We start from the raw sequence: 17,492 nt of genomic DNA on the forward strand, positions 1-17,492 counted from the left end.
TGAGATTGCGCGACCGTGCGACGCCTGGTTTCCTCAGGTGTGCTGTCCCCCGAACCCGTCTTCCGGGCCGAGAGAAGGAGCTGAGCGTGGCCGAGCGCGCGGGTACCGCGACCGGCGACATGCTGAGGCTGTTCGCCGACGGTCGACCGCGCACCCGCGCCGAGCTGGTGGAGGAGACCGGCCTCGCGCGGACCGCGGTGATGACGCGACTGGACCTCTTCTTCGAGCTCGGCCTGATCGCGCACCTCGACCGCGCGCCGTCGACCGGCGGACGCCCCTCCGCCCGCCTCGTCTTCGACCCGGCCGTCCGCTCGCTCCTGGCCATCGACCTGGGTGCGGCGCACTCGACCATCGCGCTGACCGACTTCGACGGCCGCATCATCGCGGAGCGCCGCGAGGAGCTCGACATCGCGCAGGGGCCCGTGGCGGTGCTCGGCCACGCGCTCGACGTCTGCGACGGGATCCTCGCCGCGGCCGGAGTCGACAGCTCCGCGCTCGCAGGCATCGGAGTCGGCGTGCCCGGCCCGGTGGAGCACGCGAGCGGCCGCCCGGTGCGGCCGCCGATCATGCCCGGCTGGGACGGCTTCGACATCCCCGCCTTCGTTCGCCGGCGCTACGACACCACGGTGCTCGTCGACAACGACGTGAACCTGCTGGCTCTCGGCGAGCGGGCCTCGCGCTTCCCGCACGCCCTCGATCTGCTGTTCGTGAAGGTCGGCACCGGCATCGGCGCGGGCATCGTCTCGTCCGGGCTGCTCCAGCGCGGAGCCCTCGGCTCCGCCGGCGACCTCGGCCACGTCCAGGTGCCGCGCACGGCCCCCGCCGCGGCGGGCGGTCAGGAGGGCGACCTCGAGGCGGTCGCGGGCGGCTCCGCTCTGGCCGCCGGGCTGGCCCGGGCGGGCCGCGACGTGCAGTCCGTGCGCGAGCTGATCGACCTGCTGAAGGCGCGCGATCCCGAGGCCGTCGAGGCGGCGCGGATCGCGGGCCTCCAGCTCGGCGAGGTGCTGGCCACCTGCGTGAGCCTGCTGAATCCGTCCGTCATCGTGCTGGGCGGCGCGGTCGCCCTCGCCAGTCCGGAGATCCTGACGGCCGTGCGCTCGGTGATCGACGAGCGCTCCCTCCCTCTGGCGACGCAGCGGCTCGACGTGGTGACCGCCGAGCTGGGCGGCAGCGGAGGCGTGCGCGGTGCGGCGCTGATGCTCCGCGGGCACCTGCTCAGTCCCGCCGTGGTGGACGGCTTCCTCGAGCAGCTGCGCGCCGAGGGACGGGTGGTCCGCTAGCGCTGGACGAGCGGGAGTGGTGTGCGATCCGCAGGGGATCCGGCGTGCGGCGGGCGCGCGGCGGGCGGGAGAGGGCCACGACGGCGCGATCCCCTGCAGAGCGCACCGGCCGCACCCGGTCAGGAGCGGACCTCCGCGCGGTCGGCGTCCTCCGGCTGGGCGCCGAGAGCGGCGGCGACGGCGGCGTCGATGCGCGCCTGCTCCCCCGCGGCCCGGCGGCGGCGGCGGACGACGGTCAGCACGAGGAGCCCGATGAGCAGGGCCAGGAGGAGCACGGCGCTCCACGGCACGGCCGCGGCCGAGGTCTCGGCGGTGGCGACCGGCACGTCGGGGACGACGACGGCGGAGTCGGCCTGGGCGGCCTGGTCGGCGGTGACGACGGTGCCCGAGAGCGCGGCGCGGGCGGTCGCGACGAAGAGCGGCCAGACGCCGGCGACGGTCACGGTGCGCGAGACGGAGGTGCCGGGGAGGAGCTCGGGCAGCGGCTCCGGGTCGGTGGCGGACACCGGCGCGAGGCCGAAGAGGCCGGCGACGCTGATCTCGGCGCCCGGCGCGATGCGGGTGTTGCCCGCGTTGGTGACGGTGTAGTCGACGGTCGCGGAGCCGGGGGCGAAGGGGTTCCAGCCGCCGTCGTACGAGACGGCGAGGCCGTCGATCGACAGGCGCGGGGCGAGCTCGCCGCCGACGCGGAGGTACATGCGCGAGCCCAGGCGCCGGTCGACCGAGACTCCGGTCTCGCCCTGCACCAGGATCGAGGAGACGACGCCCGCGGCGTAGTCGCCCGGGGTCACGTCGTCGGGGACGACGACGTCGAACGGGACCTGCACGCTCTCGCCGGCGGGCACGGTGACCTCGGGCTCGGGGAACGCGATCCAGCTGCCGAGCTGCGTCGAGGGCTCCGCGGCGGGGAGCAGGTCGAGCTGGCCGGCCTCGGTGATGAAGCCGTCGGAGCCGTAGACGCGGAAGGTCTGCTCCTCGTCGTCGTAGTTGGAGACGATCAGGGCGTCGCTGAGGCGGCCGCCGGGATCGAGGGCGTACGCGTAGTTCGGCCGGTCGCTGCCCTGCTCGGTGTCGGCGGGGCGCACCCCCCAGGTGACCGGCGTGGAGGCGGGGTCCGCCTCCTGGGCACCCGCCTGAGCCGAGAGGCCGCCGGCTGCGAGGAGCGTCATCAGCAGCAGGGCGGCGGTGGTGCGGGAGGTGCGTGGCATGAGCGGCATCGATCAGGCTTCCGTTGCAAGGGGGGATGCCTCCCCGCGAGACGCCACTGCGGTCGCGGCCCGACGAGCGGGGCGGACCGGAGCGGCGTCTCGCGGGGAGACGGGGGGAGGGTGGAGCGGCCCGGAGGCCGCCCCACCGGTGCTAGCCGAGCGCGGTGAGCGTCAGCGTCGCGGTGTAGGTGCCGGTTCCGACCGAGAGCGGGAGCTTCAGGTCGAGGTCGGCGCCCAGGACCGAGGATCCGGTCGGGTGCTGCGCCGCGGCGGAGCCGAGGACGCGGGGCGTGGCGAGGCCGTTGCCCGAGTCGAACCCGGAGGGCACGGCCGCGCCGGCGACGGCACCGCCCGTGTTCTCCAGGACCTCGGGGGTCCAGCCGAGGTGCTTGCCCGAGAACGTCTTCTCGCCGGAGCGGAAGTCGCTCAGCTGGCCGGTGACCGACCAGGCCGGGCCGTTGAGGCGGGTGTCGGTCACACGGACCGGCACGAGCTCACCGGAGGCCTCGAAGTGGTCGCCGACCTCTTCGGCGACCCCGAGGTTCACCAGGTTGCTGGTGCCCTCGAGCGTCCAGGTCAGCTCGCCCTTGCCGGGCTCGGGGACGATGACCGCCACGGCCTGGTCGCCGGCCGCCGCAGCGCCCGCCGCCGTTCCCGTGAAGGTGCCGTCGACGCCGGCGGCGGTGTTGCCCGCGCCGAAGTTGACCGCCGGCGCGTTGTCGGCGAGCGCGATGCGTCCGCCGACCGTCGAGCCCGCGAGCTGGACGTTGCCGGAGTTGCCCGAGAGCGTGAGGTCCCCGCCCACCGTGTTGCCGAGGGCCGCGGCCGAGCCGTCCTCGTTCGCGCCCAGGAGGACGCCGCGCGAGGAGCCGGTGACCGAGAGCGAGCCGCCGACGATCGCGCCCTGCACGTTCACGCCGAAGTCGCTGTCGGCGAAGACGGCGTCGCCGCCCACGCTCGTGCGGTCCACGTCGACGTAGTTCGCCGCCGCGGTGCTCACGCCGCCCTCGACCGAGAGGTCGCTGAATTCGACGTCGATCCCGCCGGCCTCCACCATGCCGCCGACCGTGAGGTCGCGCAGGTAGAGGAAGCCGTTACGGCTGCCCTCCGAGAACGACACGACGTCTCCGGCGACGCTGGTGCCGTCGATCGAGATGCCGTAGGCGTCGGTGCCGATGACGTCTCCGCCGATGGTCGCCGAGGTGGCGTCCAGCCAGGCGTCGTCGCCGACGATGACGTTGCCGGTGACGGTCACGTTGCCCAGCACGCAGGTCTGACCCGCGGCGACGTTGAGGTCGCCGGTGATCGTCTGGTTGCCGAGCTCGGTGGTGCAGTCCGTCGTCGCCGCGAAGGCGGACGGCGCGGCGACCATCGCGAGGGAGGCGGCCGCGAGGACCGCCGTGGGCGTCTTCCACTTCATGGGGGTTCTCCTCGGTGCGCTCGTGCGCGTCGTGCTGGTGGTGGTGCTGTCGGTGCGGCGCGCGCGGCGCGGGGTGCGCTCAGCCACGGAGCGCAGCGATCGCGGAGTAGCTGCGGGAAGCGGCCTCGAGGGAGTTCCCCGTGCTCGGCGGCGTCGCCAGCGTGGGAGCGGTGTCCTGCTCCCAGACGCCGAAGCGCTGGCCTCGGTCGCGCAGCTCCGAGAGGAACGCCTGGTAGGGCAGGTTGCCCGCACCGAACTCGACGATGTCGTAGCCGTTGGTGTTGGCGTTGTTCGTCTTGCCGTCCTTGAGGTGCAGGATCGGGTAGCGGCGCGGGTTGCGCTTGATGTAGTCGAGCGGCTCGAAGCCCGGGTAGAGCTTCTTGCCGACGTACGCCCAGTAGACGTCCATCTCGAGGTACACGTGGCGCGGGTCGGTGTTGTCGTAGAACAGGTCGTACAGGCGGGACGACGGGTCGTCCGTGGCGAAGCCGAACTCGCCCGCGTGGTTGTGCTGGTAGAGCTTCATGCCCGCGGCCGAGACCTGCTGGCCCCAGCGGTTCCACTCCTCCGCCGCGGCGAGGTAGCCCGCCTTGGTGTTGACGTTGGTGGGCGCGTTGCCGGTGCCGAGGTGCGGCGTGCCGAGGATCTGCGCGATCTCGATCTGCTTGCCCAGCTCCGAGCGGAGGAGGTTGGTGCCGACGTGCGAGCCGACGGCGCGGAGGCCGTTGTCGTCCAGCAGCTGGCGGATCTGCTGCGGCGTGATCGCTCCGACGTTGCCCTGGGTGTACCCGGCGAACTCGATCTCGCTGTAGCCGATGCGGCCGAGCTCCTCGAAGACGGCCCGGAAGCCGAGCGAGGAGACCTTGTCGCGGACGCTGAAGAGCTGGATGCCGATGCGGTTGATCGGGACCAGGCGCGTGGATCCGGACGAGGGCGCGGGTGCGGCCCCGGCGGGTGCCGCGAGGGCTCCCGCTCCGACGCCGACCGCGACCGTCGAGGCGGCCAGGGCCGTCATCAGCGAGCGTCGGCTCATCGGCTTGGCCGTGATGGATGCGTGGTGGTGGTGCATCATTTCTCCTTCGAAATGGCAGGTGGTGCGGGGGGTGGGGGGCCGGCCGGCCCGGTCGAGCCGGCCGGCCCCTGTGCGCGAGGGCTACTGCTGGACGGTGAGGTTCAGCAGTGCCGACGCGGCGTTGGTGTCCGCCGTGGCGGTGTGGGTGACGGTCAGCTTGTAGCTGCCCGCCGCGAGCTTCGGGAGCGTCACCACGACGTGCCCGTTCTCGTCGAGGGTCCCGGTGAGCATCGCGACGGTGGAGAGGTTCCTCTTCACCATCACGCTCACCTGACCGGTGCCGGCGACACCCGTCGAGGACTTCGCGTCGACCGTGACCTGCGCGCTGGCGCCCGGCTTGACCGGGTTGGGCGAGACGGTCGCGGTGAGCTCCGAGGCGGCCTTCGAGACGATCAGGCGGGCGGTGCCCTCCGAGGCCTTGAAGGTGGCGTCCGAGCCGTACGCCGCACGGAAGGTGTGGGTGCCGGCGCCGAGGGTCTTCGGCAGGGCGAAGGTCGCCGTGCCGTCCTTCAGCGTCGCGCGGCCCAGCTCGGTGGCGCCCTCGTAGAGGACGACCTCTCCGCCCGGGTTCCCACCCTGACCGGTGACCGTGACGGTCGCCTCGCCCGGTGCCCCGAAGGTCACGCGGGGAGCCGAGAGCGCCACGGTGGTGGTCGACGCGGCGGTCGGGGCGTTCGCCGCGGCCAGGTCGATCGTGAACGTCACCGTGCCGACCGCCGAGACGTTGCCGCCCGTGTCGGTGGCGCGGTACTGGATCGTCCGGGCGCCGTTCGTGGTGAACGGAACCGAGTACGCGCCGTTGACGGCGCGGACGGTGGTCCACGTCGTTCCGTTGTCGGCGGAGTACTGCACGGTCGAGATCGCACCGTTGTCCGCGGCGGCGAGGCCGAGGGTGACGGGCTTGTTGTAGACGCCGCCGACGCCCGCAGGCGCTGCCGGGTCGAGGGTCGCGGTGACGGTCGGAGCCGTCTTGTCACCGGCACCCGCACCCTGGAAGGTGAGGGAGTCGAGCGACAGGCCGCTGGGCGAGGTCACGTAGAGCGAGCCGGTGCCGCGGGGCAGGTTCGTGCCGAAGGGGACGAGGACGTCCTTCCAGCCGGCTCCGGCGGGGATGGTCGCCGTTCCGAAGGGCGCTGCGTCGGCAGCGTTCCAGCGGAGGTCGACGGTGCCCTCACCGGTGGCGCGGACCACGACGCCGGTCAGGTTGGCGAAGTTCACCGGGTCCCAGCGCAGGAAGGATCCTGCACCGAGTCCGCTGACGGCGTTGCCGCCGCTGGCGGTGGTGTCCGCGTAGGGCAGGACGCCCTCACGGGCGGCGTGCTCCGCCTCCTGCGTCTTCGGGTTCAGCCGCAGGGTCGCCTCGGCCGCAGCCGGGGGCAGGCCGTTGAAGCCGCCGTCCGTGTAGGTCACGACGACGGTGCCGTACAGCAGCGCGCCGGGGCCGTGCTCGGGCGAGTCCTTGGACGTCGGGAACGCTCCCTTGGCACCGGTGCCGGTGACCTCGGGGTGGGCGTGCTCGTCGTGGCCGAGGCCGTAGGTCCAGCCCACGCGGCTGCTGACGATCTGGTCGCCGTCCTCAGCGTCCTTGCCGGTCACCTGGTAGGGGATCGCGTCGCCCCAGTTGAAGAACGCGCCGTTGCCGGGCGTCTGGATCTGGATCTGCGGTGCCTGGTTGCCGACCGAGATGACCCGCGAGGTCAGGCTGAACTTGCCCTTGGCGTCGGTGACGCGCAGACGGGCCGTGAACTGTCCGAGCTCGGTGTAGGTCTTCTTGACGGTCACTCCGGTGGCGTCGAAGGTGCCGTTGCCGTCGAAGTCCCAGTCGTAGGTCAGCGCGTCGCCCTCGGGATCGGTCGATCCCTTGGCGTCGAACGTGACCTCGAGCGGGGTCTGCGAGGCGGACAGGGGGGTCGCGGTGAAGCGGGCCTGCGGCGCCTTGTTGCCCTCGGCGTAGTCGATCCGGTAGAGGCCCGCGTCGGGGTTGGCGCGGAAGAACCCGTCGCCGTACTCGATCACGTACATCGACCCGTCGGGGCCGAACTCCATGTCCATCGGGTTGTCGTGGATCGGCTGAGCGGCCTGACTGAGCGCCGCGTTGGGGAGGAAGTCCTCGATGTGCGTGACCGCGCGCTGCTCATCGAGCGTGAACGCCGCGATGTAGTCCTGCGAGAACTCGCCGAAGAAGGTCTTCTTGTCCCAGTACTCCGGGAACTTCGACGTGGAGGTGTTGTCCGCGTCGTAGTGGTAGACCGGTCCGCCCATGGGGCCCTGGCCGGTGCTGGTGCCGAAGTTGACGAGCTCGTCGAACGGCTGGTCGCCGGGGTTGTCGCCGTAGTAGAGGGTCGCCGCCTTGGCGTCCGGGATGTCGACGAGGCCGGTGTTCCAGCGCGAGTTGTTCTTCAGGTTGTCCGGGTCGAAGAAGCCGCGGGGCGTCGCCGTCTCGAAGTTCCACTCGTTGTACGGCGCGTTGGGTCCGTGGACGTAGGGCCAGCCGGAGTTGTGCGGCTCGTCCAGTCCGGTCGCGTTCCACTCCACGAAGCCCATCGGGCCGCGGACGCCGTCGGCCGCAGCGGCCTTCGTGGCGTCGGGGCCGTAGTCGCCCCAGGAGAGGGTGTTCGTCTCGGCGTCCACGTCGATCTTGAACGGGTTCCGGACGCCCATCACGAAGATCTCGGGGCGGGTCTTCTCGGTTCCCACCGGGAAGAGGTTGCCCTCGGGGATCGTGTACGAGCCGTCCTCCTGCACGGTGATCCGGAGGATCTTGCCGCGGAGGTCGTTCGTGTTGCCGGCGCCGCGGCGCGAGTCGAAGCCCGGGTTCATGCGGGGCGCGTCGTTGTTCGGCGCGAAACCCGCGGCACCCGGCGCGCTCGCCGGCGTGTTGTCACCGGTGGAGAGGTACAGGTTGCCGTCGGCGTCCCAGTCGAAGTCGGCGCCCACGTGGCAGCACTGCCCGCGCTGGGTCTCGATGTCGATGATCTTCTGCTCGCTCGCGAGGTCGAGGCCCGACCCGGTCCACTTGAACCGGGAGAGGCGGTTGATGCCCTTCCACTGGTCCCAGTAGCTGTCGGTCGCGCCCTCGGGCAGCATGTTCGGGGCCGCACCGGTCGGCGTGTTCCCGGGGGGTGCGTAGACCAGGTAGACCCAGTTGTTCTCCGCGAAGTCGGGGTCGATGCCGACGGACTGCAGCCCGTCCTCCGAGTTCTGGTACACGGGGATCGTGTTGACCACGCGCGTGGTGCCGGTCTTGGGGTCGGTGTGGCGGATCTCGCCGTTCCGAGCGGTGTGGAGCACCGACTTGTCCGGGAGGACAGCCAGGTCGAGGGGCTCGCCGACGTTCTTCGTCAGCAGGACCTTCTCGTAGTTGGTCCAGTCGAGTGCGGCTGCGCCGCCCTCGGAACCGTGGTCCACTCCGTCGTGGGCCGAGGCGGGCAGGCCGAGGGCGGTGAGTCCGGAGACCGTCACCATCCCGGCGATGCCGAGTGCGAGAAGACGCCTGATGCTTCTTCTCGAGGATCGCTTACCATTCATGCGTGATGTGATTCCTTCAATGAGGTGTTCATCGCAGAGGCCGGGTCCGTCGCTGTCCGCACGACTGAGCGGATCCGGTCTCCTCCTGTCCGGCCCTGGGGCCGGTGTCTTGCACTCCTCCTCCTCTCGCGGATGCCGGTGGCGCTGCGCTGCGGGTCGTCAGTGATCCCGGAGCGGCGCCGAGGTGGGGCCGGCGCGGGGTGGTTCCCGCGCCGACCCGGGCTGGTGGGGTCGATCAGGACTCGAAGGCCGAGGGGAGGTACTCGGAGACGTTGTCCTTGGTGACGACCGGCGCGAAGAGCTGGATCTGGCGCGGGACGCCGAGCGAGCTGGTGTCCGCCATCGACTTGTTCTGCTCGACGAGGCGGGCGAGCTTGATGCCGTCCGCGGCCTGGGTCGAGGGGTAGACGACCGTGGCCTTGACGACGGAGTCGTCGGCCTCGATCGCGCGCATCACGTTGGCCGAGCCGGCGCCGCCGACGAAGAGGAACTCGTCGCGACCGGCGGTGTCGATCGCCGCGAGGACGCCGACGCCCTGGTCGTCGTCGTGGTTCCAGATGGCGTCGATCTTCGGCGCGGCCTGGAGGAGGTTGGCCGCGGCCTGCTCTCCGCCCTGGACGGTGAAGTCGGCGGCGACGCGGTTGTCGACGTCGAGTCCGCAGCCGTCGAGCGCGTCGGCGAAGCCCTGGCTGCGCTCCTGCGTCAGAGGGAGGGAGTCGATGCCGGCGATCTCGGCGACGACGGCGTCGGGGTTGTCGCCGAGCTCCTCGCAGATGTAGGTGCCGGCGCTGACGCCCATGCCGTAGTTGTCGCCGAGGATGGTCGACCGGGCGGCGAAGGGGCTGGAGAACTCGCGGTCGACGTTGATGACCGTGATGCCCGCGTCCATCGCCTGGGTGGCGACCTGCGTGAGCGCGGCCCCGTCGATCGGCAGCAGCACGATCGCGTCGACTCCGTCGTTGATGAAGGTCTCGACCTGGCTGATCTGGAGGTTGACGTCGTTCGTCCCCTCCGCGGTGCGGAGCTCCACGTCGTCGTACTTCTCGGCCTCGGCGATGGCGGCGCGGCTGACCGCGCCCATCCAGCCGTGGTCGGCGGCGGGAGCGGTGAAGCCGATGACGACGTTGTCGCCGGAGGCGTCGTTGTCCGAGGCGGCCACGGCGGCGGCGGTCCCGCCGGAGGCGGCGTTGCCGGTCTCGACCGGGGCGTTCGAGATGCAGCCGGTGAGCATCAGCGCGACGGCGCCGAAGGCGACGCCGGCCGAGCCGAGTCGGGCGGTGCGGGAGAGGCGGCTGCGGGTGGAGGGGCGTGCGGGCATGGAAGTGATCTCCTTCGATCGATCCGAGGGGTCCGAGGGCACACGTGTCCTGCGGAGAGGTGACCTGAGTGGTCGGGTGGGTTGCTGTGTGTGGAGGAGCGGGGCCGGAGCCCCGGGGTCAGGACTTCCTGCCGCGGGCGGCGAACCGCTGCTGCAGCAGGACGGCGGCGACGATGATCGCGCCCTTCGCGACGGCCTGAGTCGAGGTCGACATGTTGTTCTGCGTGAACACGTTGGTCAGGGTCGTGAAGATGAGGACGCCGAACACGGTGCCGACGATGGTGCCGCGGCCGCCGGCCAGCAGCGTGCCTCCGACGACGACCGCCGCGATGGCGTCGAGCTCGTAGAGGAGGCCGTTGGTCGAGCTGCCGGCGGTGGTGCGGGCGAGCATCATGACGGCGGCGATGCCGGCGGTGAGCCCGGCGAGGCCGTAGACGTACATGGTGTGGCGGCGGACCTTGATGCCGGCGAGACGGGCCGCCTCCGGGTTGCCGCCGACCGCGATGGTGCGGCGTCCGAAGGTGGTGCGGTTGAGCAGGATCCAGCCGGCGACGGCGACGACCACGAAGATCAGCACGAGCACCGGGATGCCGAGCACGTCGGCGCGGAAGAAGTCGAGGAACGGCGTGACCGTGACGACCTGCGTCTGGCGGTTCGAGATCAGCTCGGCGAAGCCGCGGGCGGCGACGAGCATCGCCAGGGTGGCCATGAAGGCGACGACCCGGCCGTAGGCGATCAGCGCGCCGTTGATCAGGCCGCAGACGAGGCCGACGACGACCGCGGTGAGCACGATCACCAGCCAGGAGGTGTTGGCCGCGTAGTACTGGGTCGAGACCGTGCTCGCCCAGACCGTCGCGAGCCCCATCACGGAGCCGACCGAGAGGTCGATGCCGCCGGAGGTGATGACGAAGGTCATGCCGATGCTCAGCACGCCGATGACGGCGGCGAGGCGGAGGATCGTGAGCACGTTGTCGACGCTGGCGAAGCGCTCCCCCGCGGTCGCGAATCCGACGATGCAGAGGATCACCAGCGCGAGCAGCAGCCCGACGTTGCGGCCGAGGGAGCCCTGCATGAGGCGGGCGACCCCGGAGCGGGAGTCCTTGGTCGGGACGCCCCCGGAGGCGCCTCCGGTCGCGGCCGACGCGTGACGGGCGGCGTCCTCCTGCGGACCGCCGATCGACGGCGACGCGGTGTCGAGCTGTCCGCTCACGCTGCACTTCCTTCCATGACGAGATCGAGCACGCGGTGCTCGTCGATCGAATCGGCCGGGCCCTCGTGGACCACGGCGCCGTCGGAGATCACGAGCACTCGGTCGGAGAGTCCGAGGACCTCGCCGATCTCGCTGGAGACCACGAGCACGGCGGCGCCGTTGGTCGCGAGGTCCCTGATCAGGGTGTAGATCTCGGCCCGCGCGCCGACGTCGACCCCGCGGGTCGGCTCGTCGAGCAGCAGGACGCGGCAGCCGCGCACCAGCCAGCGGGCGAGGAGCGCCTTCTGCTGGTTGCCTCCGGAGAGGGTGCGGGCGTCGCGGTCGACCCCGGAGGGCCGCAGGTCGAGGGAGACCGCCTGCTCGGCCGCCGCCGCGCGCTCGGAGCGCTCGTCGAGGAAGCCGCGCTTGGCGAAGCGGTCGAAGGTCGAGAGGGTGATGTTGCGGTAGACCGGCTCGTCCAGGAGCAGGCCCTGGCTCTTGCGCTCCTCCGGGCAGAGGCCGATGCCGGCGTCGACCGCCGAGGTGACGGACCCGGCGCGCAGGCGCTTGCCCGCCACGCTGACCGTCCCGGTGCTGGCGCGGCGCGCCCCGTAGATGGTCTCGAGGATCTCGGAGCGGCCGGAGCCGACCAGCCCCGCGAGGCCGACGACCTCGCCGGCGCGGATCTCGAGGGAGACGTCCGAGAAGGAGCCCTGCAGGCCCAGCTTCTCGACCTTCAGCAGCGTCTCGGCCTCGACGTCGAGCTCCTGGCGGTCCGGGAAGACGTACTCGACCGCGCGGCCGGTCATCAGGGTGATGAGCTTCGAGGTGGGGGTGTCGGCGACCGCGAGGTTCTGCGCGACGGTGGCGCCGTCCTTGATCACGGTGATCCGGTCGCCGATGGCGCGGATCTCGTCGAGGCGGTGCGAGATGTAGACGATGGCGACACCGGAGGCGGTGAGCTGGCGCACCACGTGGAAGAGGTTCTCCACCTCCTCGGAGTCGAGCACCGCGGAGGGCTCGTCCATGATGATGACCCGCGCGTCGTGCGAGAGGGCGCGGGCCATCTGCACGATCTGCTTGCCGGCGGCGGAGAGCGTGCCGACCTCGCGGTTCGGCGAGATCTCGGAGTGGCCGAGGCGCTCCATCAGCTCGCGGGTGATCCTCGTGGCCTTCGCCCGGGCGGTGAAGCCGCCGCGGGAGAGCTCGTGGCCGAGGAAGATGTTCTCGGCGACGGAGAGGCCGTCGACGACGTCGAGCTCCTGGTACATCGTCGCGATGCCCAGGGCGAGGGCCGCCGTCGGGGACGGGATCGTGACGACGTTCCCGTCGACGAGGATCTCGCCCTCGGTGGGCTGGTGGGCCCCGGCGAGGGTCTTGATGAGGGTGGACTTGCCGGCGCCGTTCTGGCCGAGGAGGCAGTGCACCTCACCGGGTCGGACATCGAGGTCGACGCCGTCGAGAGCACGGGCGCCGGGGAAGACCTTCACGATGCCGCGCATCTGCAGAAGCAGCTGCTGAGACTCGTCGGAGGTGCGGGGAAGAGGCTGTGCAGCAGTGCTGCGGGGGTCTGCGGTGACCATGCGGATGAAGCTACTTCCACTTACGTCGCGGGTCAAGCAAAAGTTCTGAACCGATTCGAAGGCGGTTGCGGTGATCGCCCAGTCGCCCGGAGGGCTCCCTGCTACCGCGTCAGGGCGGGGATCCGCGGGATTACGCGACATCTGACGGCGGCGGTTGAGACATTCCGTCCGTGATAGAGCGCTCTCCGAACCCTATGAACACGCTCCTGTCCGTGCAGCCCGGGCGCGTCGCCGTGGAGGCGGCCTCGCCGAGCGCGGTAGCGCCCGCGCCCCGACCCGTGGCAGGGTCGTACGGCCGACGAAAGGACGACGATGTCGAACGACCGAGCCCTGCGCGTCGCGATGGTGGGGACCGCCTTCATGGGCCGCACCCACTCGCACGCCTGGCGCACCGCCTCCCGCTTCTTCCCCCTCCCCCTCCGCCCCGAGCTCGCCGTGCTCGTGGGGAGCAACCCCGACTCGACCGCCGAGCGCGCCGAGCGGCTGGGCTGGAGCGAGGCCTCCACCGACTGGCGGGCCGTCATCGCCCGCGACGACATCGACCTCGTCGACATCTGCACCCCGGGCGACACGCACGCCGAGATCGCCGTCGCGGCCCTCGAGGCCGGCAAGCACGTGCTGTGCGAGAAGCCCCTCGCCAACTCGGTCGAGGAGGCGGAGCGGATGGTCGCCGCGGCCGCCGCCTCCGGCAAGGTCGCGATGTGCGGCTTCAGCTACCGCCGCACCCCGGCCCTCGCCCTCGCCAAGCGCTTCATCGAGGAGGGCCGCCTCGGCGACATCCGCCACGTCCGCGCCCAGTACCTGCAGGACTGGCTGTCCGACTCCGAGGCGCCGCTGACCTGGCGCCTGCAGAAGGAGCGCGCCGGCTCGGGCGCCCTCGGCGACATCGGCGCGCACAGCATCGACACCGCCCAGTGGCTGACCGGCCGCGGCATCACCTCCGTCTCGGCGACGATGCGCACCTTCACCACCGAGCGCCCCGTGCTCAGCGAGCAGGTCGGCCTCGGCGGCCGCGCCGGTGCCGACGCCCCGCGCGGCGCCGTGACCGTCGACGACGCCGCGGCCTTCACCGCCTCCTTCGAGGGCGGCGCTCTGGGCGTCTTCGAGGCCACCCGCGTCGCGACCGGCCGCCGCAACGCCAACCGCATCGAGGTGAACGGCGAGCTCGGCTCGATCGCGTTCGACTTCGAGCGGATGAACGAGCTCGAGTACTACGACGCCCGCGACCCCGAGGAGGCGCAGGGCTTCCGGCGCATCCAGGTCACCGAGCCGGCGCACCCGTACATGTCGGCCTGGTGGCCGACCGGGCACGGCATCGGCTACGAGCACCTCTTCACGCACCAGGTCGTCGACCTCGTCGAGGCGATCGCCGGCGGCACCGCCGTCACGCCCACGTTCGCGGACGCCCTCGACGTGCAGCGGGTCCTCGACGCGGTCGCCACCAGCGCGGGCGCGTCGTCCGTCTCCACGCCGGTCGCCCGCTGACCCGTCCGTCCTCTCCCCGCGAGATGCCACCTGTGACGCCCCGCCACGGCGTGTCGTCGTCACAGGTGGCATCTCGCGAAGGGTGACGGAGGGCGGGTGCGGGATCGCGTTCGGTGCTGTGCGCCGATCTTGCGCCATAATGCGCCTATGAGCAAGAAGATTGACGCTGCGCACCGCGCACTGGTAGAGGCCCTCGACAAGCACGCCCGACTCGTGTCGGACAAGGAGTCGAAGCCGCGGAAGGTCGAGCGGGCCGGAGCCGAGCTCCGCGCCGCGACGAAGACGTACGCCGCGCTCGTGTCCGCGCGCACCGGCGCCGCGAGCCCCTTCGCCGACCTGGCCGACCCCCGCCTGGACAAGCCGACCATCGCGTCGCTCCGGGCCGAGCGCGACGCGATCGCGAAGCGGATCGCCACGCACGAGGCGTCGGCGGGCGAGGACGGCGCACTCGCGAGCTGAGCGCGCGGCGGCGCCGCTCCGAGTCGCCGTGTTACGCGCGGCCTTCGCGCGGGTCCGGCCACCTTCATAAGGTGATCCCCGGGATCCGCGCAGTCGCGGCGCCGAGCGACCGGAAGGCCGGTCGCAGCGCCGGCGGTGACCAGCACCGCCCGGCCGGCGCCGAGTGCCCGGATCCTCTCCACGGAAGGATCCCCACAGCCATGACTCTGCGCACCCGACTCCTCGCGACCTCCGCGATCGCCGCCTCCGCCGCCCTCCTCCTCGCCGGCTGCTCCGGCGCGGGCGGTGGCGACGACACCGTCCGCATCGGCGTCGTCGGCGCGAGCGATCCCTACTGGGCCACCTACGAGAAGGCCGCCGCCGACGCCGGGATCGACATCGAGATCGTCGACTTCAGCGACTACAACCAGCCCAATCCGGCTCTCACCGAGGGCGAGATCGACCTCAACCAGTTCCAGCACATCGCCTACCTGGCGCAGTACAACACCTCGGCCGACGCCGACCTCGTCCCGATCGGCGCGACCGCGATCTACCCGCTCGGCCTCTACTCCTCGAAGTACGACGACGTCGCCGACATCCCGGCCGGCTCCACCATCGCGATCCCCAACGACGAGACCAACCAGGCGCGCGCGCTGCTGGTGCTGCAGTCGGCCGGGCTCGTGGAGCTGAAGGACGGCGGCGGAGTGCTCTCGAACGTCGACGACGTGGAGCCCTCCTCGAAGGTCCAGGTCACCGCGCTCGAGGCCTCGCTCACCCCGACGTCGCTCCCGGACGTGGCCGCCGCGGTCATCAACAACGACTTCATCGAGAACGCCGGGCTGAACGCCGAGGACGCGATCGCCCAGGACGACCCGAGCGACCCCGCCTCCCTGCTCTACACGAACGTCTTCGCCGCCCGCGCCGACGACGCCTCGAACGAGACCTACACGAAGCTCGTCTCGATCTACCAGGACAGCCAGGACGTGCTCGACGGCGTCTCGGAGCAGTCCGGCGGCACCGCGGTCTTCCTGAAGACACCCGCCTCCGAGCTCGAGACCTCGCTCGAGTCGGCCGAGACCGACATCTCCGCCGCCTCCTGACCCCCGCGGCACGGTGCTGGTCGGGTCCTCCGCCCGCGGAGCTCCCCACCGGCGCGGTCCCGCGCCTCCCCCGCGACAGAAAGGGCGCCCCGTGCCGCTCATCCGCATGACCGACGTGCGCAAGGTGTACCCCGGCGCGGGGCGCGGCGCCGCCCCGACCGCGGCCGTCGACGGCGTGAGCCTCGAGATCGAGGCGGGCGACGTCTACGGCGTGATCGGCTACTCCGGCGCCGGCAAGAGCACGCTCGCGCGCCTCGTCAACGCCCTCGAGCCCGCGACCAGCGGCAGCATCGAGATCGACGGCCGCGAGACAGTCGGCCTGCCCGAGCGCGAGCTGCGCCGGCTGCGCCTGGGGATCGGGATGATCTTCCAGCAGTTCAACCTCTTCGGCTCGAAGACCGTGCAGCAGAACGTCGCCTACCCGCTGCAGGTCGCGGGCGTCCCGCGGGCGGAGCAGCGCGCCCGCGTCGACGAGATGCTCCGCTTCGTCGGCCTGAGCGACAAGGCCCGCAGCCACCCGGAGCAGCTCTCGGGCGGGCAGAAGCAGCGCGTCGGCATCGCCCGCGCCCTCGCCGCCTCCCCGCGCATCCTGCTGGCGGACGAGGCCACCAGCGCCCTCGACCCGGACACCACCGGCGAGGTGCTGGCCCTCCTCCGCCGCATCAACGAGGAGCTGGGCGTCACGATCGTCGTGATCACGCACGAGATGGACGTGGTCCAGCAGCTCGCGACGAAGGTCGCGGTGATGGAGTCGGGCCGCATCGTCGAGCGCGGGCCCGTCTTCGACGTGTTCTCGGCCCCGCGCGAGCCGGTCACCCGCCGCTTCGTCTCCACCGTCGTCCGATCGGTGCCCTCGCCCGCGGAGGCGGCCGTGCTGCGCGCGCGCCACCGCGGCCGCCTGGTCACGCTCTCGTTCTCGGACGACTCCGCCTCGCAGGGCGACGTCTTCGCCGAGGTCGCGGCCGCCGGCGTGCCGCTCGAGCTCGTCTACGGCGGTATCACCGACGTCCGCGGACGGGCCTTCGGCCACCTCACGGTCGCCCTCGACGCTCCGGACGACGTCGTCGACCCCCTCCTCGCCCGCCTCGGCGGACACGTCGCCCTCACGGAGGTGCCCCGATGAACGAGCTGATCCCGCTCCTGCCCAAGCTCGTCCAGGCGACCGGCGAGACGCTGTACATCGTCGCGCTGAGCCTCCTCTTCGGCGGGCTCGGCGGACTGCTGATCGGCCTGGGCCTCGCGCTCACCCGCGGCGGCGCCCTCTACGCGAACCGGGCGGTCCACGGACTGCTGAACGTGATCGTGAACGTGTTCCGGCCGATCCCGTTCATCATCTTCATCGCCGCGGCCCAGCCGCTGGCCCGGCTGGTGGTCGGCTCCGGCATCGGCACGGACGCGATCGTCTTCACCCTCTCGCTCGGCGCCGCCTTCGGCATCGGGCGGATCGTGGAGCAGAACCTGCTGACCGTGCAGCCCGGCGTGATCGAGGCGGCGCGCTCGGTCGGAGCGAGCCGGTTCCGGATCGTCCGCACGGTGCTGCTGCCGGAGGCGCTCGGTCCGCTGATCCTCGGCTACACGTTCGTGTTCGTCGCCGTCATCGACATGTCGGCGGTGGCCGGCTACATCGGTGCCGGCGGGCTCGGCAACTTCGCGATCCAGTACGGCTACCGGCAGTTCGAGCCGGTCGTCACCTGGGCGGCGGTGCTGGTGATCATCGTGATCGTGCAGCTGGTGCAGCTGCTCGGCAACGTGCTGGCCCGGCGCGTCCTGCGCCGTTGAGGACGCCCCCGCACCCGCACGAACGCAAGATGCCACTTCGGTACGCGACACGCGGGTGTCGCTGTACCGGAGTGGCATCTCGCGGAGGGGGG

At 71.7% G+C, this 17,492-nt stretch carries 13 protein-coding genes; 6 read left to right on the top strand and 7 right to left on the bottom strand.

Annotated features, from left to right (window positions below):
- Positions 1–86 precede the first annotated feature (86 nt).
- Positions 87–1,280 (top strand): ROK family protein, encoded by a 1,194-nt coding sequence (locus tag C5D08_RS03690; RefSeq protein ID WP_258065011.1) that lies wholly within the window; start codon positions 87–89, stop codon positions 1,278–1,280.
- Between the two features lie 119 nt (positions 1,281–1,399).
- Here the strand turns inward: C5D08_RS03690 and C5D08_RS03695 are convergent, their stop codons facing one another.
- The 7 genes from C5D08_RS03695 to C5D08_RS03725 all read right to left on the bottom strand — a co-directional run bounded on the left by C5D08_RS03695 (position 1,400) and on the right by C5D08_RS03725 (position 12,517).
- On the bottom strand, positions 1,400–2,488 hold the full coding sequence (locus tag C5D08_RS03695) for a hypothetical protein (protein ID WP_146086091.1): 1,089 nt from the start codon (positions 2,486–2,488) through the stop codon (positions 1,400–1,402).
- 151 nt (positions 2,489–2,639) lie between these two features.
- A complete protein-coding gene (locus C5D08_RS03700) occupies positions 2,640–3,908 on the bottom strand; it encodes a hypothetical protein (RefSeq protein ID WP_104275882.1) in 1,269 nt (422 codons plus the stop codon).
- Between the two features lie 79 nt (positions 3,909–3,987).
- The gene (locus C5D08_RS03705; protein WP_219812815.1) at positions 3,988–4,977 is read right to left on the bottom strand and encodes a sugar phosphate isomerase/epimerase; all 990 of its coding nucleotides are present in this window, start codon (positions 4,975–4,977) and stop codon (positions 3,988–3,990) included.
- 84 nt (positions 4,978–5,061) lie between these two features.
- Entirely contained in the window at positions 5,062–8,508 is a 3,447-nt protein-coding gene (locus C5D08_RS03710; RefSeq protein ID WP_146087934.1) for a PQQ-dependent sugar dehydrogenase, read from the bottom strand.
- 235 nt (positions 8,509–8,743) lie between these two features.
- Positions 8,744–9,826, bottom strand: coding sequence for a substrate-binding domain-containing protein (locus tag C5D08_RS03715; RefSeq protein ID WP_104275884.1), 1,083 nt, complete (start codon positions 9,824–9,826; stop codon positions 8,744–8,746).
- Between the two features lie 118 nt (positions 9,827–9,944).
- Positions 9,945–10,898, bottom strand: coding sequence for an ABC transporter permease (locus C5D08_RS03720; protein ID WP_068256795.1), 954 nt, complete (start codon positions 10,896–10,898; stop codon positions 9,945–9,947).
- A gap of 134 nt (positions 10,899–11,032) precedes the next feature.
- Positions 11,033–12,517, bottom strand: a complete 1,485-nt coding sequence (locus C5D08_RS03725) for a sugar ABC transporter ATP-binding protein (RefSeq protein WP_208543410.1) — start codon at positions 12,515–12,517, stop codon at positions 11,033–11,035.
- A gap of 393 nt (positions 12,518–12,910) precedes the next feature.
- Between C5D08_RS03725 and C5D08_RS03730 the strand changes: the two genes are divergently transcribed.
- From C5D08_RS03730 to C5D08_RS03750, 5 genes are all read left to right on the top strand, one after another.
- Positions 12,911–14,083 (top strand): Gfo/Idh/MocA family protein, encoded by a 1,173-nt coding sequence (locus C5D08_RS03730; RefSeq protein WP_104275885.1) that lies wholly within the window; start codon positions 12,911–12,913, stop codon positions 14,081–14,083.
- A gap of 147 nt (positions 14,084–14,230) precedes the next feature.
- On the top strand, positions 14,231–14,542 hold the full coding sequence (locus tag C5D08_RS03735; RefSeq protein WP_104275886.1) for a hypothetical protein: 312 nt from the start codon (positions 14,231–14,233) through the stop codon (positions 14,540–14,542).
- A 200-nt stretch (positions 14,543–14,742) separates the two neighbouring features.
- Complete coding sequence (locus C5D08_RS03740; protein WP_104275887.1) at positions 14,743–15,621, top strand: MetQ/NlpA family ABC transporter substrate-binding protein; 879 nt, start codon at positions 14,743–14,745, stop codon at positions 15,619–15,621.
- A gap of 91 nt (positions 15,622–15,712) precedes the next feature.
- Positions 15,713–16,744 carry a methionine ABC transporter ATP-binding protein gene (locus tag C5D08_RS03745; RefSeq protein ID WP_258067269.1) on the top strand — a complete coding sequence of 344 codons (1,032 nt, stop codon included), beginning with the start codon at positions 15,713–15,715 and terminating at the stop codon, positions 16,742–16,744.
- Entirely contained in the window at positions 16,741–17,400 is a 660-nt protein-coding gene (locus C5D08_RS03750; RefSeq protein ID WP_104275888.1) for a methionine ABC transporter permease, read from the top strand. The genes C5D08_RS03745 and C5D08_RS03750 overlap by 4 nt, the downstream gene beginning before the upstream one ends.
- Positions 17,401–17,492 lie beyond the last annotated feature (92 nt).

The sequence above is a fragment of the Rathayibacter sp. AY1B6 genome (assembly GCF_002932755.1).
GTDB lineage: Bacteria > Actinomycetota > Actinomycetes > Actinomycetales > Microbacteriaceae > Rathayibacter.